The organism is Pseudomonas sp. NFACC43, assembly GCF_900119645.1.
GTDB lineage: Bacteria > Pseudomonadota > Gammaproteobacteria > Pseudomonadales > Pseudomonadaceae > Aquipseudomonas.
Window position 1 is genome coordinate 784,957 of the sequence record NZ_FPKK01000001.1, and the last position, 20,601, is coordinate 805,557.

Below are 20,601 nucleotides of genomic sequence, written 5' to 3' on the forward strand. Positions count from 1 at the left end.
CTGGTGTTTCAGAGCCTAGTGCTGCTGCAGATGGCCATAAAGCTTGGCGTACAGACCGCCATCGGCCATCAGTTGCTGATGGTCCCCGTCCTCGGCGATTTTCCCACCGTCGAATACCAGCACCCGGTCGGCCTGCTTGACGGCCGACAGCCGGTGAGCGATGACCAGGGTGGTGCGATGGCTCAGGAATCGGGCCAGTGCCTGGTGCAGGTTGTATTCGGTGGCAGCGTCCAGGGCCGAGGTCGCCTCGTCGAGGATCACCACCTTGGGTTCGGCCAGGACCATGCGCGCAATCGCCAGGCGCTGGCGTTGGCCACCGGATAGACGCACCCCGGAACGCCCGACGACGCTGTCCAGGCCGGCGGGCAATTCGCGGATCGTGCTGTGCAACTGCGCAATTTCCAGCGCCCGCCAGCAGGCTTCGTCGCTGCGCTCGCGGCCCATGGTCAGGTTGGCCCGGACCGTGTCATTGAACAGCGCCGGGTGTTGCAGCACCACTGCGACGTGTTCACGGATGGTCTCCAGACCGATGTCCTCCTGAGTGACGCCACCAAAGCGAATGCTGCCCGACTGCGGTGTATACAGCCCCAGCAACAGCTGCACCAGGGTGCTCTTGCCACCGCCGCTGGCCCCGACGATGGCGACTTTTTCACCAGGCGCGATGGACAGGTTCAGTTGGTCGAGCACCAGCTCCTCGCCATAACCGAAGCTCAATCCCTGGATATCGATGCCGAGGGTGTCCTGCCCCAGGAACGGATCGACCGTGCCCTTGTATTGCGGCTCGTCGGCACGCGCCAGCAATTCGTTGATGCGGCTCAAGGCTCCGCCCGCCGCATAATAGGCGTATTGCAGGTTCAGCAGTTGTTCCACCGGACCGATCATGAACCAGAGGTAGCTGAACACCGCCAGCATCTGGCCGATGGAAAGATCGGAAAACAGTACGGTGAGCATCGCCGCGGCGCGGAAGATATCGATGCCGAACTGGAACAGCAAACCACTGGCCCGGCTCGACGCGTCGCTTTTCCACTGGGAGTTGACCGCATAATCGCGCACTTCCCGGGCGCGCAACCCCAGCCGGCCAAGGAAAAAACCCTGCCGGTTACCGGCCCGCACCTCCTGGATCGCGTCCAGGGTTTCAGTCAGGGCCTGGGTGAAGCGCGACGTGCTGTCGTTTTCCAGTTTCTTGAGGTGCTTGACCCGTTTGCCCAACTGCACGGTGGCGTAGATCACCAGCGGGTTGAACAACAGGATCAACAACGCCAGTTTCCAATGCATCCACACAAGAATGCCGGCCGTGCCCACCAGGGTCAGCATCGCCACCAGGAACCGGCTGAGCGTCTCGCCGACGAATTTGTCGAGGGTATCCAGGTCGGTGACCAGGTGGGCCGCCACGGTGCCGCTGCCCAGGCTTTCGTATTCGCCCAGGGAGATGCGCTTGAGGCGGTCGATCAAGCGGATACGGATGCGATAGACGATGTCCTTGGCCAGTCTCGCGAACAACCGCGCCTGCAGTACGTTGAACAGCAGCGCGCCGCACCGCAGGGCCAGGGTCGCCAGCAACATCAGCCCGATATAACCGGCAGCGCTCTGCCAGCCCAACGGCAGCGCATGGTTCATTATCTTCAGCGCCGCGTCGCCATGGCCCAGCAGCACCTCGTCCACCAGCAGCGGCAACAGCAAGGGGATCGGCACGCTGCACAACGTCGCCAGTACGGCCACGCCGTTGGCGATCCACAGGGCCTTCTTGTGCTTGAGGGCCAGGCGACGGATTTCCGCCCAGCTCAATCGATCGACGCGCTGGGGGCCCGGGGTCCCCTCCGGCAGATCAGGCACAGGCGGCGCGCTCCAGCCAACGCCCCAGCAATGGAGCCAACTGGCTCAAGGGCTGGTAGCCATTGGTGAGCAAGGCCAGCTGGCCGTCGCGCTCGGCCAGCAGCGTGGGGAATCCGGCGATGCCGAGGTCTTGCACCCAGGTGAAATCCGCAGCCGTGGCCGCGTGTTGATCGGCACGGTCGAACGCAGCGGCGAACTCGATGCGCGGCAACCCCGCCTGCTCGGCCAGTTCCACCAGGACGCTGGCGTGGGTGACATCGCGACCTTCGACATAAAAAGCCTGCTGGATCAGTTTCAGCAGCTTCCAGGCCAGGTCCGGCGCCAGGCTACGGGCCGTCACCACGGCGCGGCAGGCCGGCTCGGTGTCATAGACGAAACCATCGGGCAACGCGCCTTCGAGCTTGAACGGCTGGCCGGTGGCCTGGGTGACCGCCTGCCAGTGTTCGAGGATGTAGCGCCGGGTCGTCGGCTCCAGGGCCGAGCCGCTGCCGGTGCGCAGGCCGCCCACCACCAGGTGCAGTTCCACGCCGTGGGCCTGGGCCTGCTCTACCAGGGCCTCGGCCACCGGGGCGAACCCCCAGCACCAGGAACACATGGGATCCATGACATAGAGCAGGCGTGGCGGCATGGTTCAGGCCTCGGACGATGATTGCTTGTAGTTGTAGCCGATCGGATGCGGCATGTTGCGCGCCTTGGCCAGCTCGATCTGCTTTTGCCGGTCGATGGCGCTGCGGCGGGTCTTCTCGCTCAGCTTGTCCCAGCAATGCGGGCAACTGATTCCCGGCACGTAATGCTCCGAAGCGCGATCTTCCAGGCTTACCGGCGTGCGGCAGGCATGACATTGATCGTAGTCGCCTTCGCTGAGGTCGTGGCGCACGGTCACGCGGTTATCGAACACAAAGCAGTCGCCACGCCATTTGGTTTCTTCCTGGGGCACCTCTTCCAGGTACTTCAGAATGCCGCCCTTGAGGTGGAAGACTTCGTCGAAGCCCTGGCTGAGCATGTAGCTGGAGGCCTTCTCGCAGCGAATGCCACCGGTGCAGAACATCGCGACCTTCTTGTGCCGCGCCGGATCGAAGTTGGCTTTGATGTAGTCGGGAAACTCGCGGAAGCTGGTGGTCTTGGGGTCGATGGCGCCTTCGAACGTGCCGATGGACACTTCGTAATCGTTACGGGTGTCGATCAGCAACACCTCCGGATCGCTGATCAACGCGTTCCAGTCCCGCGGCTCGACATAGGTACCGACCTGCTTGTTCGGGTCTACGCCTTCGACGCCGAGGGTGACGATTTCTTTCTTGAGCTTGACCTTGGTGCGATAGAAAGGCTGCTCGTCGCAGTACGATTCCTTGTGGTCGATATCGACCATGCGCGGATCGTTCCTGAGCCAGGCCAGCAACCCGTCGATGCCTTCACGGGTGCCGGAAACAGTACCGTTGATGCCCTCCTGGGCGATCAGCAAGGTACCTTTGATGCCGTTGTCGAGCATGGCCTTGAGCAAGGGCTCACGCAGCTCGACGTAATCTTCCAGGGTGACGAACTTGTACAGTGCCGCCACGACAATGGATGGTGTCATGGGTATTTCTCCAGGTGGCTACCCTCGTAAAGGGTGAACCGGATGCGAAAAAAAACGCGCCCTTGTCAGGCGCGTCGCGGATTCTAGCAAATACACCGTGGCTTTAGGAGCTGCACGAGGGTCAGTGCTTGCTGCCTCCGGCACAGGTCGGCGAAGCAGGGGCCGCGTCGATCTGCGCCCACTCCTCGGGGGTGTAGGTGTGCAACGCCAACGCATGGAACTCGCCCATCAGCTCGCCCAGCGTGCCATAGACTTTCTGGTGGCGCTTGACCCGATTGAGCCCCTCGAACTGCCGGCTGACCACCACCGCCTTGTAATGGGTCTCAAGCCCACGGCTGTGCATGTGGCTTTCATCCAGTACCTGCAGGTGCTCGGGCTGCAGGAGCCCGAGTGTCGATTCGATGCGTTGTTGCATGCTCATACCGGGCTCCGCTTACGGCTTTTTCTTGGCAGGGGCGGCTTTCGGTTCAAGCTCGGCGGTCATGTCGGCCAGCAGCTTGTTGACCACCGGCACCGCGCTTTCCAGCTTGGCCTGGGTCAGTTGGGCGGACTGCTGGGTCAGCTGTGGCATCTTTTCCAGGACTTTCTTGCCCAGGGGCGACTGATAGAAAGCGACCAGGTCCTTGAGCTCCGACTCACTGAAGTTGGTGGTGTAGAGCTTGACCATGTCCGGCTTGAGCTTGTTCCAGCCAATGGCCTGGTCCAGCGCGGCATTGGCCTTGGCCTGGTAGGTCTCCAGGGTGGCTTTCTTCGACTCGGGAGCCTTGGTCTGTTCGAAGCGTTGGGCAAACATCTGCTGCACTTGCATGTACACCGGGGTGCCCAGCTTGTCGGCATGAGCCAGGGTCAGGAACGCTTCGGCACTGGCGTTGTGGCTGGCGGTATCGGCGAAAACAGGGCCGCTGGCACACACCAGAGCAACTGCGGTACAGATGGCGCGAAGACGGGTCATCGAGTTTCCTTTTTAACTGGCGAGGTAAAACCCCAGGGGCGACCATTCTGCGCCTATTAAACGCCGCGCCTCAACCCCGTGCCGAGCGGGTCCGATTGACGGACCGAACGGGCCGCTCCTACATTGAGGGAACCGATGCCGCCCAGCAGGGCCCAAACCGCGTATCCGATGACAGGAGTTTTACCCGATGAGCCGTATCGAAACCGACAGCCTTGGCCAGGTTGAAGTCCCCGATGAAGCCTACTGGGGCGCCCAGACACAGCGCTCCATGATCAACTTTGCCATCGGCGACGAACGCATGCCCCTGTCGGTGTTGCATGCCCTGGCGCTGGTCAAGAAAGCCGCCGCGCGGGTCAATGACCGCAATGGCGACCTGCCCGCCGACATCGCCCGCCTGATCGAGCAGGCGGCCGACGAAGTGCTGGCCGGCCAGCATGACGACCAGTTCCCCCTGGTGGTGTGGCAGACCGGTAGCGGGACCCAGAGCAACATGAACGTGAACGAAGTGATCGCCGGGCGCGCCAACGAGCTGGCGGGCAACCCCCGAGGCGGCAAGACCCCGGTGCACCCCAACGACCATGTCAACCGGTCCCAGAGCTCCAACGACTGCTTCCCTACCGCCATGCACATCGCCGCCGCCCAGGCCGTCCATCAGCAATTGCTGCCGGCCATCGCCGAACTGTCGGGCGGGCTCGCGGAGCTGGCGGCGCGTCACATGAAGTTGGTCAAGACCGGACGTACCCACATGATGGATGCCACCCCCATCACCTTCGGCCAGGAACTGTCGGCCTTCATTGCCCAGCTCGACTACGCCGAGCGGGCGATCCGTGCCACATTGCCGGCGGTCTGCGAACTGGCCCAGGGCGGTACCGCCGTGGGTACCGGGCTGAACTCGCCCCATGGCTTCGGCGAAGCGATTGCCGCTGAACTGGCGGCGTTGTCCGGCCTGCCCTTCGTCACCGCGCCGAACAAGTTCGCCGCGCTGGCGGGTCATGAGCCCCTGACTACGCTGTCCGGTGCGTTGAAGACCCTTGCCGTGACCCTGATGAAGATTGCCAACGACCTGCGCCTGCTGGGCTCCGGGCCTCGTGCCGGCTTCGCCGAGGTGAAGCTGCCCGCCAACGAACCGGGCAGCTCCATCATGCCCGGCAAGGTCAACCCGACCCAGTGCGAAGCCTTGTCGATGCTGGCCTGCCAGGTCCTGGGCAACGACGTGACCATCGGTTTCGCCGCCAGCCAGGGCCATCTGCAGCTGAATGTGTTCAAACCGGTGATCATTCACAACCTGTTGCAATCGATCCGCCTGCTGGCCGATGGCTGCAGCAACTTCCAGCAACACTGCATCGCCGGTCTCGAACCCGACGGCGAGCAGATGGCGGCGCACCTGGAGCGAGGCTTGATGCTGGTCACTGCGCTGAATCCGCACATCGGCTACGACAAGTCCGCCGAAATCGCCAAGAAGGCCTACAGCGAAGGGCTGACCCTGCGTGAAGCGGCGCTGCAACTGGGGTATCTGACCGACGAAGAGTTCGATACCTGGGTACGTCCGGAAAACATGCTGGAAGCGGGTAGCCAGGGCTGAGTCACGGTTGACGGAGAGCGAGCCTGCTCGCGATGGGCAGGTCGACACTACATCCTGTCGCCTGCCAGGCCGCTACCGTCCCAGCGCCAACCGCTCGCGCCGGGCCCTGAGCCCGGCCAGCAGCGAAGGGCCCAGGGCCACCAGGGCCGAACCCAGCACCACCAGCACCGCTCCGCCATACCCCAGCAGGTTGATCTGCTCGGCATGGACATAGTCGGGCCACCACCAGGCAGCCAGGGCCACCGCGGCGAAGGTCACCAGTGGCGTGATGGCCAGGGTCGCACTGACCCGGGAGGCCTCCCAGTGGGCCAGGGCCTCGGCGAATGCACCATAGGCAATCAGCGTATTGAGGCAGCACGCCAGCAGCAACCAGCCTTGCAGCGGGCTCAGTTGCAGCGCTTCCAACGGATGTACCCAAGGCGTGAGCAGCAACGCGCAGAACAGGTAGATCACCATCATCACCTGCAGGGAATTCCATACCGTCAGCAATTGCTTCTGGCCCAGGGCGTAGAACGTCCAGACCGTCGAAGCCAGTAACACCAGCAAGACCCCGGCGGTGTAGTCGCTCAAGGACGTCAGCAGTTCCGCGAGGCGCTGGTTGAAAAACAGCGCGAAACCCACCAGCAACACCAGCAGGCCAATGCCCTGTCCCAGGCTGAAACGCTCCTTGAACACGAACAGGCTGGCGACCAGCAGCATGATCGGCCCCATCTGCACCACCAGTTGCGCGGTGCCCGGGCTCAGGCGGTTCAGTCCCATCAGGTACAGCACGTAGTTGCCCACCAGCCCCAGCACCGCCATCGCCACCAACCAGCCGCCACGCGGGCCCAGCACTTTGCGGGAGGGCAAGCGCCGGGTGGCTGCCAGGTAGATGAACAGCAAGCCGCCGGACACCAGCAAGCGAAACCAGGTCACGGTGACCGGATCCATCACTTGCAGCACCTGTTTGAGTTTGATCGGCAGGATTCCCCACAACAGGGCGGTCAGCAGGGCGAGGAACAGGCCATAGACCCAGCGACCGGACGAAATGTGCATGCAATCCCCGAAGCTCAAGAAAAGAGCGACTATTCTAGTTGGAGATTGTCCGATCACACAGGGACAGTTGGGCTTGAACAGTTCCGGGGTAAATAATGGCACATTGCCGTCCATCGACTGGCCAAGCGCCAGTTAACGGCAACACGTAAGCTTCATTCACTTGATCTCGATGCTTTCTGGAGTTCCCATGCTTGGCAAACGCGCCCAGGACGTCGCCCCGGCGATGGTCTTTCCCAGTGACCGGATTTGCCGGATCAACGGCGAATTCTATTTCAGTACCCGGGAAGGCACCCAGGAAGGCCCCTTTGCCAGCCGTGAGGCGGCAGAGCGAGAAGTGGCGGCGTATATCGAGCGGATACAGAAAGCCGTTGCGGCCGCCAGTTGAGACGCGGCTCCAACATTTACCCCAGTAATCGTGGCAAGGGCGCCAGGGCCCTCGCCACGCTGGTTTTCGGTCTTTTGCGATTCGGCGCTACCTGACCGCCTCGAATAGCCCTGTCGCCCCCATCCCGCCACCTACGCACATGGTCACGATGCCGTAGCGCAGGTTGCGCCGTTGCAGTTCACGCACCAGGTGCCCCACCTGGCGCGAGCCGGTCATGCCGAACGGATGGCCGATGGCGATCGAACCGCCATTGACGTTGTATTTCTCGTTATCGATTTCCAACCGGTTCCGGCTGTACAGGCATTGGGAGGCGAACGCCTCGTTGAGCTCCCATAGATCGATGTCAGCGACGCGCAGGCCCTTGGCCTTGAGCAGCTTGGGCACGGAGAATACCGGGCCGATGCCCATTTCGTCCGGTTCGCAACCGGCCACGGTAAAACCGCGGAAAAACGCCTTGGGCTTGAGTCCCAGCGCGAGGGCTTTTTCCAGGCTCATCACCAGGGTCATCGAGGCGCCATCGGACAGTTGCGACGAATTGCCCGCCGTCACCGATCCGTCTTCGGCGAACACCGGCTTGAGGGCCGCCAGGCTTTCATAGGTCGTATCCGGACGATTGCAGTCGTCGCGATCCACCACGCCGTCGAGGATCTGCACCGCTCCACTGTTCCTGTCCTCGACCCGATACTTGACCGTCATCGGGACGATTTCGTCATCGAACAGCCCGGCCGCCTGGGCCGTGGCGGTGCGTTGCTGGCTCTGCAAGGCGTAGCGGTCCTGCTCCTCGCGGCTGACCTGGTAACGGCGCGCCACCACTTCGGCCGTCTGGCCCATGGGGAAATAGATCCCGGGCACCTGCTCCTTGAGCAGCGGGTTGATCAGGTTGTCGGTATTGACGCTTTTCATCGTCAGGCTGATGGACTCCACCCCACCGGCCACGATGATGTCGCTGCAACCGGAGGCGATCTGGTTGGCGGCGATGGCGATGGCTTGCAGGCCCGAGGAACAGAAGCGGTTAAGGGTCATGCCGGCGGTGCCGGTACCCAGCCGTGAAAGCACCGCCACGTTACGACCGATGTTGTAGCCCTGCGCCCCTTCGTTGGAGCCGGCGCCCACAATGCAATCCTCGACTCCGGCCGGGTCGATGTCGTTGCGCGTCAACAGCGCATTGACACAGTGCGCCGCCATGTCGTCAGGGCGGGTCTGGTTGAACTTGCCGCGAAAGGACTTGGCCAGGCCGGTCCGCACGCTGTCGACGATCACCACTTCACGCATGGCTCTACCTCATTGTCGTTGTCGGTTTAGGTGACAACGAGCATAGAGCCAGCGCATCAGCGGCCGCGACGATCATTCATCCCGCGTATGCATATCCATCGCCCGCTACTTCTTGCGGGCCCGCTTTGCACTGCGCTCGAACGCAGCCTCCAGCGCTTCGTTGAGGGTGCGCAAAACCTTGACCCGAGCCCAGCGCTTGTCGTTGGCCTCCACCAGTGTCCACGGGGAAATCTCGGTGCTGGTGCGGTCTACCATGTCGCATATGGCCGTCCGGTAGTCGTCCCACTTGTCGCGATTGCGCCAGTCGTCCTCGGTGATCTTGAAGCGCTTGAACGGGATTTCCTCGCGCTCCTGGAAACGTTCGAGCTGGGTCTGCTTGTCGATGGCGAGCCAGAACTTGACCACCACCACGCCGGCATCGGCGATCTGCTCCTCGAAGTCATTGATCTCGCCATAGGCCCGCATCCAGTCGGCCCGGCTGCAGAATCCTTCGACCCGTTCCACCAGCACCCGGCCATACCAGGAGCGGTCGAACATGGTGAACTTGCCCCGCGCCGGAATGTGCCGCCAGAACCGCCACATATAGGGGTGGGCGCGCTCTTCCTCGGTGGGCGCGGCGATCGGCACGATGCTGTACTGGCGCGGATCGAGGGCCGCCGCCACCCGCCGGATCGCCCCGCCCTTGCCCGCCGCATCGTTGCCCTCGAACACCGCCACCAGGGCATGCCGGCGCATGCGCTTGTCCCGCAGCAGCCCCGCGAATCGCGCCTGCTCGGTGATCAGTTGTTCTTCATAGTCGGCCTTGTCCAGGCGCAGGGTCATGTCCAGGCTGTCGAGCAAGGTAATCTGACTGTCCAGCGCCGGCAGCGGGGCCACGCTGACCTTTTCCGGCTTGATCCTGTGGCGGTCCAGTGCCTGGCGCAGGCCTTCGAGCAGGATCCTGCCGACGGTGAGGCTGCGGTAGCAGGCGTCCATGCCCTCGATGACGTGCCACGGCGCGTAATCGCGGCTGGTCCGGCGCAGCACCCGCTCGCCGTACTTGACGAACTTGCCGTAGGTCTGGGATTGCTGCCAGTCCAGCGGGCTGATCCGCCAGCTGTGCAACGGATCGTCCCGGAGCCCCTTGAGCCGGGCCTTCATCTGTTTCTTGGAAAGGTGGAACCAGAACTTGAAGATCAGTGCACCCTCGTCACAGAGCATTTTCTCCAGGCGCTCGGCGGCATTGATGGCCTGGTCGAGCCGGGGGTCCTTGAACTCCCCATGAACCCGTCCCTGCAGCATCTGGCTGTACCAGTTGCCGAAGAAGATGCCCATGCGCCCCTTGGCCGGCAGCATCCGCCAGTAGCGCCAGGCCGGTGGCCGCGCCAGTTCCTCGTCGGTCTGCTGGTCGAAGGTGCGCACCTCGATCAGCCGCGGGTCCATCCACTCGTTGAGCAACTTCACCGTTTCGCCCTTGCCCGCCCCTTCGATGCCGTTGATCAGCACGATCACCGGAAAGCGGCTCTGCTGATGCAGCTCGAATTGAGCCTCCAGCAGCGCTTCACGCAAGGCCGGTACTTCGGCGTCATAAGTGTCTTTATCGATAACGTGGCCGATCTCGGCGGATTCGAACATACGCAGCTCCTTCCAGGAATGGGCAAAGACTAGCGGATTGGATGCGGCACCGTGCAGCAGATTCCATCCAGATGCCCAGTCTGTTGCGGTGGGTCAAGCAAGCCGACAGCGATCGGCTAGAATGGCCATCCAGTTTTCACCGAGCCTGCCATGACGCCCATCCAGTACCACGCCCAACTCGACTGGGACGACCAGGGTCGCCCGCGCTCGCGGGTGTTCGACGACGTGTATTTTTCCGACCAGTCCGGGTTGGAAGAGACCCGCTATGTGTTCCTCGAACAGAACAACCTGGCCGAGCGCTTTTGCGCGTTGCCGGACCACGGGCGGCTGGTGATCGGCGAAACCGGCTTCGGCACCGGCCTGAACTTCCTCTGTGCCTGGCAGTTGTTCGAACAACACGCGCCGGTCGGGGCGCGGTTGCATTTTGTCAGCGTCGAAAAGTACCCCCTCACCCCCACGGACCTGCGCCGGGCCCTGTCCCTCTGGCCATCGCTCAAGGAACAGGCCGATCAGTTGCTCGCGCAGTATGTGGCAATTCACCAGGGCTTCCAGCGCCTGGTAATGGCGGGTGGGCGTGTGACGCTGACCTTGATGATCGGCGATGCATTGGAGCAGTTGCCACAGCTGGACGGCCAGATCGACGCCTGGTTCCTGGACGGTTTCGCGCCGGCCAGGAACCCGGACATGTGGACCGCCGAACTGTTCGCCGAACTGGCGCGGCTGGCGGTCCCCGGCACCACCCTCAGCACGTTCACCAGCACCGGTTGGGTACGACGATTGCTCAACGCCGCCGGTTTCAAGATGAAACGCACACCGGGCATCGGCCATAAGTGGGAAATTCTTCGAGGAACTTATCTCGGCGGGCCGGAGCAGACGCCGGCACCATCCCCGGCGAAGCCATGGTATGCGCGCCCCGCCCCACTGGCCGGAGAGCGCCGCGCATTGGTGGTCGGTGGCGGCCTGGCCGGTTGCGCCAGTGCGGCCAGCCTAGCGGCACGAGGGTGGCAGGTCACGCTGCTGGAACGCCACGCCGGATTGGCCGAAGAAGCGTCCGGCAATCCCCAGGGCGTGCTGTACCTCAAGCTTTCCGCCCACGGCACGGCGTTGTCGCAGATGATCCTCAGCGGATTCGGCTACACCCGGCGCCTGCTGGAGCAACTGCAACGAGGCGTTGACTGGGACGGCTGCGGTGTCTTGCAACTGGCCTTCGACCACAAGGAGGCCGAACGCCAGGCGCAACTGGCCGCGGCATTCCCGACCGACTTGCTGCACCGGCTGGAGCGCCCGGAAGCCGAGGCACTGGCGGGCATCGGCCTGGCCTGTGGTGGTCTGTTCTATCCCGAAGGCGGCTGGGTCCATCCACCGGCGCTGTGTCGCTGGCAGGCTTCGGCGCCGGCGATCGAGGTGTCGCTCCACCATGAGGTGCTGGACCTGCGCCGCGTCGACGGGCAATGGCAAGCCTGGGACGGCGAACGCTGCCTGGCCAGCGCACCGGTGGCGATCCTCGCCAGCGCCGCCGAGATCAAGCGTTTCGAACCGGCGGCGGGGCTGCCGCTCAAGCGCATTCGCGGACAGATCACCCGGCTACCCCAGACTGCCCGCAGCCAGGACCTGCGCACCGTGGTCTGCGCCGAAGGCTACGTGGCACCGGCGCGCCTGGGCGAGCATACCCTTGGGGCCAGTTTCGATTTCAAGAATGACGACCTGACGCCCACCGCTGCCGAACATGCCGGCAACCTGCTTATGCTGGAGGAAATTTCCGCCGACCTGGTGGATCGCCTGGAGGCCGACACCCTGGCTCCGGAAAACCTCGAAGGCCGCGCGGCGTTCCGTTGCACCAGCCCGGACTACCTGCCCATCGTCGGTCCCCTGGCCGACGGCCAGGCCTTCGCCCGAACCTATGCCGTACTGGCCAAGGACGCCCGTCAGGTTCCGGACAGCCCCTGCCCCTGGCTCGATGGCTTGTACATCAACAGCGGCCATGGGTCCCGGGGCCTGATCACCGCACCGCTGGCAGGGGAACTGATCGCCGCCTGGCTGGACAACGAACCCTTGCCCCTGCCCCGCAGCGTCGCCGAGGCTTGCCACCCGAATCGGTTTGCGCTGCGGGCACTGGTTCGGGGCAAGGCTTAACACAATCTAAAACACCTCCATGGAGCGGGCTAGCTCGCTACAGTGGTGGCCGTTCAACATTGTCAAAAACAGAACCAACGCCTTCGCGAGCAAACCCGCTCGAAAGCATATTGAGCAACCGCTACTAAACTGCTCCACTCGTCGGTTTATAACGCATCACCATAAAACTCACGGCAATCCTGCGGTCAGATTCGGACTACCCGCTCTATCTGCATGTGCGGCTTGACCCTGACCCACTGATAAACCGGTAAGGACTTCTGCGGACTAGCTGGAGTATTCAAAAAGCACTAGACAAGGGGTTTCAGCGCATCTGAGGCCTCGGATAGGCCCTCAAGGGAACGCCAGTGGGTACAAAAAGCAGTGCAACATACATCCCCGTCTCGCCCTTCGACGTCTTGCAAACCGTTCACCCGTCTCATGTACGCCCCATTCAAAGCCGCCACGTGATCCGGTATGATCCGCCGCCTGTTACCTCCTGGAGCGCCCGCTACTATGCGATCGCTGCCGGCAATGGAATGGCTTGGAGATACCACCTGGCAAACCGAGTTGAAGCGCTTGACTGCCTGGTTTATGGAAGCTCAAAAAGGAACAAGTTAACGTATGTATATATTTAATAATACGACGAAGAAACTGGCACTGATATTGGTTGGCCCGCTTGGATGCTATATCGCTTATCAGATGTTGTTCATCGGGCGGTATCTCGACATTGAAAAATACCCAATACTGACTTCCACCTATCTGAATGGCGCGACGATTATAGACTCGGTCTGTGCGTTTGCTGTTGCCCTACTTGGATTCTTGCTCGCTCGTCGCCTGGGTCTTCTCGACGAATTTTTACCATCGTTTGAGCGGCTATCGACATTGTCCCTTGCTTTGATAACGACGAGTATTCTGTGCCTTTTACTGCTGAGCATGTATCGAGTTTTTGGCACTCTGTCCCCCAACTATGTCGTTCAGAATTACCATACGTACAGTTTCATGGTAACTAACGGCGGCGCCTGGATAGTCCTCGCAATGTATTCTGCATTGCTTCTTCAGCTGATGAATATGTATTTCAGTGGCGTCACTTTGAAGAATGGCACTTTCCTGTTGCTGAGCCTGCTTATCGTGTCGTTCAGTGGTGGCCGCGGGGTCCTGATTCTCTTCGCGCTTATGTTCATCGTCATGCTGATGTTCCAGCGCGTAAGCCTCTTGAAGTTTTTGATCGTAGCCATTCTCACAGCCGCATCGATGGGCGTGTCATACGTTATCATCACCAGTCTGCGGGCCCCCGTAGCGCCCGCTGTAATCGGCTCCGTGGCACCAAGTGAGGCCACGTCGCGCATAGATGAGATCTTCGGCAGGAAGGCTGATCGGGTCGCCAACCCGGAGGCTGCAAAAGAATCAGTAGCGGTGGACCCCACGAACAGTTTTGAGGACCTGAATTACAACGCCGCATTCATTTCAGAGGACGTCTTGAGTGCGATTCGGGACGAAAAGATTGAACCCAGGGCATATGCCCTCGAAGATGCGATGACGCTATTCATTCCCCGCAAGCTGATGCCCAGCAAACCAATATCCACTGCCGAGACCCGCGCGCTTTACCCTCACGTGGCCAAGCGCGGTACGAACATCACTTTCCCACTCAAGGCGAACGTGCTCATGCACCTGGGAAGTTGGGCGTTCTATGCAGATTGGATCGTGGTATTGATCTGTCAGACACTGATGATATTGGGCGTTTCCCGACGCACCAGGGCGCCTAGCATATTCGGGTTCGCCATGCTGTTCTGCGGTATCGGATTCACACTCATCGCTCGCGGCGGAATATTCAATGCCCGTCTACTGGTAATCGTGCTGTGCGTATTCGCGGCCTATGCTGGATACCGCACTTTGCTGCGCATTCAAACCGCTTTATATGCCAGCAGACGCGAGCGCCTTGCTGGCCCGCCTTCGCCCACCTGATGACATCAGCCCATAAAGTCGGCCCATAAAGACAGCGGGCATAACGTCTGCGTGGGCCTCTGGATGTCTTATCCGCGCTACTTGCCGGCTAGTTATTGCGACTTCTCTTCCAGCCTGAAAAGGCAAGAATGACACCTACAATAATCATGATCACGCCGGGGATTTCGATCTCTTTTGACCTCAAAAAAAAGTTGATTGATATCCCTATTCCAGCCAATAAAAGCAGAACTCCAGATATAAATACTCCGCTTCTAAGTGCTTGATACATTGCAGTTCTCCTTCCATGTTTCCGCCCATTGTACACAAAGCCGATATGGGCGAAATGGCGCCTAAATTCAAAGCAAAGCCCATCAGACCACGATGCGCAGGTCACCGGCAGCAGTCTTATAAGCGGCACCAAAACCAAGCCCGCCAGCTACAGCTATGGCGTTATCGGCATAGGCCCGAACCGTCATAACGCGCCATTGGACTTGATCCTCAGCTTGCTGAAGTCAGCGTATCTAAGGCCGATACCGTCGGTAGCGTCAAGCACCTGAATGCCATTGGTGAACGATGCCGCTAGGCCCTTGAAACGAAGCGAGCCCCGCGCGGCATGCCATGAACTCGCACTCTACGATGATTTTCACCTTTGAGTGGTTCCCAACCCTTATGCCTACATTCGGCTGCGGGGAAGCGGACGAGCTGATTGGCAAGCTATACGAATTGACGAGCGGTCTTCAGACGAATTCAGGCATGTTTTTTTGCGTTTTTTTCTATAGACCGATGCGTCCAGACACGGCGATAGCTCTACGATGGAGCGAGGTTGGATAGATGCTCACGGCATGCGAAGGTCTGCCGTATCAGGCTGTACGGCAAGAGCAAGAAAAGGACGAAGACGAAGGTGTCCAAGGAAGTTTTATTGAACGATCGCGCTTTGTAGGCACTCGAAAAAGCCAGACTCCTTACGACGGCGCGCTCTGAATATGTTTTCGCGCCGGAAGGCTCGGATGGAAAATCAGAGCTGTACATCCGTTCCGAAACAGGGGCTAAGCGCTATTGGTTGAAAGCGCTGCGCAACGCGGGGATTCGTTATCGCCGAATGTTCGACACCAGCCACACCTGCGCAACGATGTGCCTGATGTTCAGGATGAACTCTGCGTTCATCGCCGCGCAGCTTGGGCGTTCAGGTGCTGCTTTCAACCCATGTCCAAGTTGATCAGTTCATCGAGCGATTTCGCTGAGCTTGAAAAGCTGGATTTACCGAAAATCGGTACAACATAGGTACTCGATTCGAGGTATAGGCGACTAGGCCCAGAAAATACAAGGCCTTTTAGTATATGTGCGGATTAGCTGGAGAGTTACGTTTCGATCAACAACCTGCGGACCTTGCGGCCGTGGAACGCATCACCCATCACCTCGCCCCTCGTGGCCCCGACGCGTGGGGTTTTCATAGCCAGGGCCCGATCGCCCTGGGTCATCGTCGCCTGAAAATCATGGACCTGTCCGACGGCTCGGCCCAGCCGATGATCGACAATCAGTTGGGCCTGTCCCTGGCCTTCAATGGCGCGATCTACAACTATCCGGAGCTACGAGCCGAACTCGAAGCATTGGGCTATGGCTTCCATTCCGGCGGCGACACCGAGGTGCTGCTCAAGGGTTATCACGCCTGGGGCCAAGCGCTGCTGCCCAAGCTCAACGGCATGTTCGCCTTCGCCATCTGGGAACGCGACGCCAAGCAGCTGTTCATCGCCCGCGACCGTCTCGGCGTCAAGCCGCTGTACCTGTCGCGCACCGGCCAGCGCCTGCGTTTTGCCTCGGCGCTGCCGGCCCTGCTCAAGGGCGGCGATATCAACCCCGTGCTCGATCCCGTCGCGCTCAATCACTACCTGAACTTCCACGCCGTGGTCCCGGCGCCGCGTACCTTGCTGGCGGGCATCGAAAAGCTGCCACCGGCCACCTGGATGCGCATCGCAGCCGATGGCAGCACCGAGCAGCAAACCTGGTGGACCCTGCCATACGGCCCGCGGGCCGATGAACAGCAGCTGAACCTGGAGGACTGGATCGACCGGGTGCTCGACAGCACTCGCGAAGCGGTCGCCATTCGCCAGCGAGCCGCGGTGGATGTCGGCGTTCTGCTGTCCGGCGGCGTGGACTCGAGCATGCTGGTGGGGCTGTTGCGAGAGGTCGGCGTGCAAGACCTGTCCACCTTTTCCATCGGTTTCCAGGATGCCGGCGGCGAGCGCGGTGACGAATTCCAGTATTCGGACCTGATCGCCCGACACTACGGCACCCGGCACCACCAGTTACGCATCGACGAAAAGGAAATCATCGAACAGTTGCCAGCGGCCTTCCGCGCCATGAGCGAGCCGATGGTCAGTCATGACTGCATCGCGTTCTACCTGTTGTCGCGGGAAGTGTCCAAGCATTGCAAAGTGGTGCAAAGCGGCCAGGGCGCCGACGAACTGTTCGCCGGTTACCACTGGTATCCACAGGTGGATGGCGCCAGCGACCCTTATGCGGCCTATCGCGCGGCCTTCTTCGACCGCAGCTATGAAGAATATGCCGCCACCGTACAGCCCAAGTGGCTGGTGGCCAACGACGCGGCCGGTGACTTCGTCAAGGATCACTTCGCCCGACCTGGCGCCGACGCGGCCGTGGACAAGGCGCTGCGCCTGGACAGCACGGTTATGCTGGTGGACGACCCGGTCAAGCGTGTCGACAACATGACCATGGCCTGGGGCCTGGAGGCGCGCACGCCGTTCCTGGACTACCGACTGGTGGAGCTCTCGGCGCGGATCCCGGCGAAGTTCAAGTTGCCCGACGGCGGCAAGCAAGTGCTCAAGGAAGCGGCCCGGCGGGTGATTCCCGGCGAAGTGATCGACCGCAAGAAAGGCTACTTCCCGGTACCGGGACTCAAGCACCTGGAAGGCAACACCCTGGCCTGGGTCCGCGAACTGCTGCTGGACCCGAGCCAGGACCGCGGCCTGTTCAACCCGGCCATGCTGGACCGCCTGCTCACCGACCCCAACGGTCAGCTCACCCCATTGCGCGGCTCCCGTCTGTGGCAGCTGGCAGCGCTGAACCTGTGGCTCAGCGAGCAAGGAATCTGATTGATGAAACCCAACCCTACCGTTCACAACCAACGTCTGCTGCGTGGCCAGGCCCCTTCCTATGAACGCCTGCAAGCACGCCTGGCCGAAGACGGCAGCGAGCTGGACACCGCCCCCATCGCCGTGCATTGCGGCTGGGGCCGGCTGCTGATCGGCCACACCTTCCCGGACCCCGCGTCCCTGGGCCGGGAACTGCTCAACGAACAGCCCGGCGAACGGGACATCGCCCTGTACGTCGCAGCTCCCCAGCAAGTGCTGGGGCTGGAGCCGGCGCATCTGTTTCTCGATCCCTCCGACACGCTGCGCCTGTGGTTCAGCGATTATCGCCAGGCCACCCGGGTGTTCCGTGGCTTTCGCATTCGTCGCGCCCAGAGCGAAGCGGACTGGCAGGCCATCAACCAGCTCTACCAGGCCCGGGGCATGCTTCCCATCGATCCCCAGCGGCTGACCCCGCGCCACGAGGGGGGCCCCGTCTACTGGCTGGCCGAAGACGACGACACCGGTGCGGTGATCGGCAGCGTCATGGGCCTGAATCATCAGAAAGCCTTCAACGATCCGGAAAACGGCAGCAGCCTCTGGTGCCTGGCCGTGGACCCGCAATGCTCCAGGCCCGGGGTGGGTGAAGTGCTGGTGCGGCACCTTGTCGAGCACTTCATGAGCCGTGGCTTGAGCTATCTCGACCTGTCGGTATTGCATGACAACCGCCAGGCGAAGAATCTCTATGCCAAGCTGGGTTTCCGGAACCTGTCGACCTTTGCCATCAAACGCAAGAACGGTATCAACCAGCCACTGTTCCTGGGGCCGGGTCCGGAAGCGCAGTTCAATCCCTACGCCCGGATCATTGTCGAGGAAGCTCACCGTCGCGGCATCGAAGTGCAGGTGGACGACGCCGAGGCCGGCCTGTTCACCCTGATCCATGGCAGTCGCCGAGTGCGCTGTCGCGAGTCCCTGAGCGACTTGACCAGTGCCGTCAGCATGACGTTGTGCCAGAACAAAAGCCTGACCCACAAGGTGCTGAAAAATGCCGGGCTGAGCCTGCCGGCCCAGCAATTGGCGGGCAATGCCGATGACAATCTGGCGTTTCTGGATGAACACGAACGGGTGGTGGTCAAGCCGTTGGACGGCGAACAGGGCCAAGGCGTGGCAGTGGACCTGCGCACCATCGAAGAGGTGCAGGCCGCCATCGAAACCGCCCGGCAGTTTGACCAACGGGTCCTGCTGGAAAGCTTTCACGAAGGGTTGGACCTGCGGATCCTGGTGATCGGATTCGAAGTGGTGGCAGCGGCCATCCGGCGTCCGGCAGAAGTGATCGGAGATGGCCGCCACACCATCGGTGCCTTGATCGAGGCCCAGAGCCGCCGGCGGCAGGCGGCTACGGGGGGCGAGAGCAAGATCCCCCTGGACGCCGAGACCCAACGCACACTGAACTCGGCGGGCTATGACTACGACAGTGTCTTGCCGGCCGGGGAACACCTGTTCGTACGGCGTACAGCGAACCTGCATACCGGCGGTATCCTGGAAGATGTCACCGGCATTCTCCACCCGACCCTCGCCGAGGCAGCGGTACGGGCCGCACGAGCCCTGGACATCCCCATGGTTGGCCTCGACCTGCTGGTACCGGCCGCCGACCAACCCGAGTACGTATTCATCGAAGCCAATGAACGCGCCGGCCTGGCCAACCACGAACCACAGCCCACGGCTGAACGCTTCGTGGACTTGCTGTTTCCCCACAGCCAGGCGATGGCCTAAGCCTCTACAGATCATTCCCACGCCCGGCGTGGGAATGCCTCAAGGGACGCTCAGCGTTCAGATCACGCCGGGCGTCACCGGCTGCATTCCCACGCAGCGCGTGGGAATGATCATGCGCTCAACCCATCAGGAGTTTCCATGATCAGTAAAATTCCCGAACCGAACCTCGAATACCTGCAGAAAGTCCTGCTGGAGATGCTTGCCATTCCCAGCCCCACCGGCTTCACCGACACCATCGTGCGCTATGTCGCCGAGCGGCTGGAAGAACTCGGCATTCCCTTCGAGATGACCCGGCGCGGCACGATCCGCGCCACCCTCAAGGGCCGCAAGAACAGCCCCGACCGGGCGGTCTCGGCTCACCTGGACACCATTGGTGCCACCGTACGGGCCATCAAGGATAACGGCCGCCTGACCCTGGCGCCGGTGGGCTGCTGGTCCAGCCGTTTCGCCGAAGGCAGTCGAGTCAGCCTGTTCACCGACACCGGGGTGATCCGCGGCAGCGTGTTGCCGTTGATGGCCTCCGGGCACGCGTTCAATACCGCCGTGGATGAAATGCCCATCAGCTGGGATCACATCGAACTGCGCCTGGACGCCTACTGCGCCACCCGGGCCGATTGCGAAACCCTGGGGGTCGGTATCGGTGACTACGTCGCCTTCGACCCCTTGCCGGAATTCACCGAGAGCGGCCACATCAGTGCCCGGCACCTGGACGACAAGGCCGGGGTAGCGGCACTGCTGGCCGCGCTCAAGGCTATCGTCGAGAGCGGTGAGGAACTGCTGATCGATTGCCACCCACTGTTCACCATCACCGAAGAAACCGGCAGTGGCGCAGCCGCCGCACTGCCCTGGGACGTCAGTGAATTCGTCGGCATCGACATCGCCCCCGTCGCCCCGGGCCAGCATTCGAGCGAGCACACGGTGAGCGTGGCGATGCAGGACTCCGGTGGTCCGTATGACTATCACCTGTCGCGGCATCTGTTGAAGCTGGCCAAGGAGAACGACCTGCCGGTACGTCGTGACCTGTTCCGCTACTACTTCAGCGATGCCCATTCGGCCATCACCGCCGGCCATGACATTCGAACCGCCCTGCTGGCCTTCGGCTGCGACGCCACCCATGGCTACGAACGCACCCACATCGACAGCCTCGCCGCCCTCAGCCGCCTGCTGGGCGCCTACATTCTCAGCCCGCCGGTATTCGCCAGCGATGCACAACCGGCCCAGGGTTCCCTGGAGCGCTTCAGCCATCAGATCGAACACGATGCACAGATGGAAAGCGATACCCGCGTACCGTCGGTGGACAGCCTGGTGGGACAACGGTCGGACGGGTGATCGAAATTATCCTCCGGCCGGTCATCCGCGGACAGGCGGTTGCCCTGCGGGCGCAGCCTGCTCGCGATGCGCCTCCCAAGGCTAGCCGCAAGCCTTCAATGGCCGTAGCATCAG

General features: G+C 61.8%; 16 protein-coding genes. 7 read left to right on the forward strand and 9 right to left on the reverse strand.

The window, feature by feature from the left end; genetic code table 11:
• Positions 1-15: 15 nt before the first annotated feature.
• The 5 genes from BT179_RS03360 to BT179_RS03380 form a co-directional block, all read right to left on the reverse strand.
• Entirely contained in the window at positions 16-1,833 is a 1,818-nt protein-coding gene (locus BT179_RS03360; protein WP_072389392.1) for an ABC transporter ATP-binding protein, read from the reverse strand.
• Positions 1,826-2,461, reverse strand: coding sequence for a DsbA family protein (locus BT179_RS03365; RefSeq protein WP_072389394.1), 636 nt, complete (start codon positions 2,459-2,461; stop codon positions 1,826-1,828). Before BT179_RS03365 ends, BT179_RS03360 begins: the two co-directional genes overlap by 8 nt.
• 3 nt (positions 2,462-2,464) lie before the next feature.
• The gene (locus tag BT179_RS03370) at positions 2,465-3,406 is read right to left on the reverse strand and encodes an oxygen-dependent tRNA uridine(34) hydroxylase TrhO (RefSeq protein WP_072389396.1); all 942 of its coding nucleotides are present in this window, start codon (positions 3,404-3,406) and stop codon (positions 2,465-2,467) included.
• Between the two features lie 121 nt (positions 3,407-3,527).
• Positions 3,528-3,827, reverse strand: coding sequence for a BolA family protein (locus BT179_RS03375; protein WP_072430272.1), 300 nt, complete (start codon positions 3,825-3,827; stop codon positions 3,528-3,530).
• 12 nt (positions 3,828-3,839) lie between these two features.
• Positions 3,840-4,358, reverse strand: coding sequence for a DUF2059 domain-containing protein (locus BT179_RS03380; protein ID WP_072389400.1), 519 nt, complete (start codon positions 4,356-4,358; stop codon positions 3,840-3,842).
• Positions 4,359-4,545: 187 nt separating this feature from the next.
• Between BT179_RS03380 and BT179_RS03385 the strand changes: the two genes are divergently transcribed.
• A complete protein-coding gene (locus BT179_RS03385) occupies positions 4,546-5,940 on the forward strand; it encodes a class II fumarate hydratase (protein ID WP_072430271.1) in 1,395 nt (464 codons plus the stop codon).
• Positions 5,941-6,012: 72 nt separating this feature from the next.
• Here BT179_RS03385 and BT179_RS03390 read toward each other — a convergent pair whose 3' ends face one another.
• Positions 6,013-6,975, reverse strand: a complete 963-nt coding sequence (locus BT179_RS03390) for a DMT family transporter (protein WP_072430270.1) — start codon at positions 6,973-6,975, stop codon at positions 6,013-6,015.
• 187 nt (positions 6,976-7,162) lie between these two features.
• On the opposite strand from BT179_RS03390, the gene BT179_RS03395 reads away from it, so the two are divergent.
• Positions 7,163-7,360 carry a DUF6316 family protein gene (locus tag BT179_RS03395; protein ID WP_072389406.1) on the forward strand — a complete coding sequence of 66 codons (198 nt, stop codon included), beginning with the start codon at positions 7,163-7,165 and terminating at the stop codon, positions 7,358-7,360.
• Between the two features lie 87 nt (positions 7,361-7,447).
• Here BT179_RS03395 and BT179_RS03400 read toward each other — a convergent pair whose 3' ends face one another.
• Positions 7,448-8,632, reverse strand: coding sequence for a thiolase family protein (locus BT179_RS03400; protein WP_072389408.1), 1,185 nt, complete (start codon positions 8,630-8,632; stop codon positions 7,448-7,450).
• 105 nt (positions 8,633-8,737) lie between these two features.
• Positions 8,738-10,246 carry a polyphosphate:AMP phosphotransferase gene (pap, locus tag BT179_RS03405; RefSeq protein ID WP_072389410.1) on the reverse strand — a complete coding sequence of 503 codons (1,509 nt, stop codon included), beginning with the start codon at positions 10,244-10,246 and terminating at the stop codon, positions 8,738-8,740.
• Positions 10,247-10,396: 150 nt separating this feature from the next.
• Between pap and mnmC the strand changes: the two genes are divergently transcribed.
• A complete protein-coding gene (gene mnmC, locus BT179_RS03410; RefSeq protein WP_072430269.1) occupies positions 10,397-12,379 on the forward strand; it encodes a bifunctional tRNA (5-methylaminomethyl-2-thiouridine)(34)-methyltransferase MnmC2/FAD-dependent 5-carboxymethylaminomethyl-2-thiouridine(34) oxidoreductase MnmC1 in 1,983 nt (660 codons plus the stop codon).
• A gap of 600 nt (positions 12,380-12,979) precedes the next feature.
• Complete coding sequence (locus BT179_RS03415) at positions 12,980-14,320, forward strand: hypothetical protein (RefSeq protein WP_072430268.1); 1,341 nt, start codon at positions 12,980-12,982, stop codon at positions 14,318-14,320.
• Between the two features lie 88 nt (positions 14,321-14,408).
• On the opposite strand, the gene BT179_RS03420 is transcribed toward BT179_RS03415, so the two are convergent.
• Complete coding sequence (locus BT179_RS03420; protein WP_072430267.1) at positions 14,409-14,588, reverse strand: hypothetical protein; 180 nt, start codon at positions 14,586-14,588, stop codon at positions 14,409-14,411.
• A gap of 1,048 nt (positions 14,589-15,636) precedes the next feature.
• Between BT179_RS03420 and BT179_RS03435 the strand changes: the two genes are divergently transcribed.
• The 3 genes from BT179_RS03435 to BT179_RS03445 all read left to right on the forward strand — a co-directional run bounded on the left by BT179_RS03435 (position 15,637) and on the right by BT179_RS03445 (position 20,487).
• Positions 15,637-17,409 carry an N-acetylglutaminylglutamine amidotransferase gene (locus BT179_RS03435; RefSeq protein WP_072430265.1) on the forward strand — a complete coding sequence of 591 codons (1,773 nt, stop codon included), beginning with the start codon at positions 15,637-15,639 and terminating at the stop codon, positions 17,407-17,409.
• Between the two features lie 3 nt (positions 17,410-17,412).
• The gene (gene ngg, locus BT179_RS03440; RefSeq protein ID WP_072389425.1) at positions 17,413-19,158 is read left to right on the forward strand and encodes an N-acetylglutaminylglutamine synthetase; all 1,746 of its coding nucleotides are present in this window, start codon (positions 17,413-17,415) and stop codon (positions 19,156-19,158) included.
• 138 nt (positions 19,159-19,296) lie between these two features.
• Entirely contained in the window at positions 19,297-20,487 is a 1,191-nt protein-coding gene (locus BT179_RS03445; protein WP_072389427.1) for an osmoprotectant NAGGN system M42 family peptidase, read from the forward strand.
• Positions 20,488-20,601: the final 114 nt, after the last annotated feature.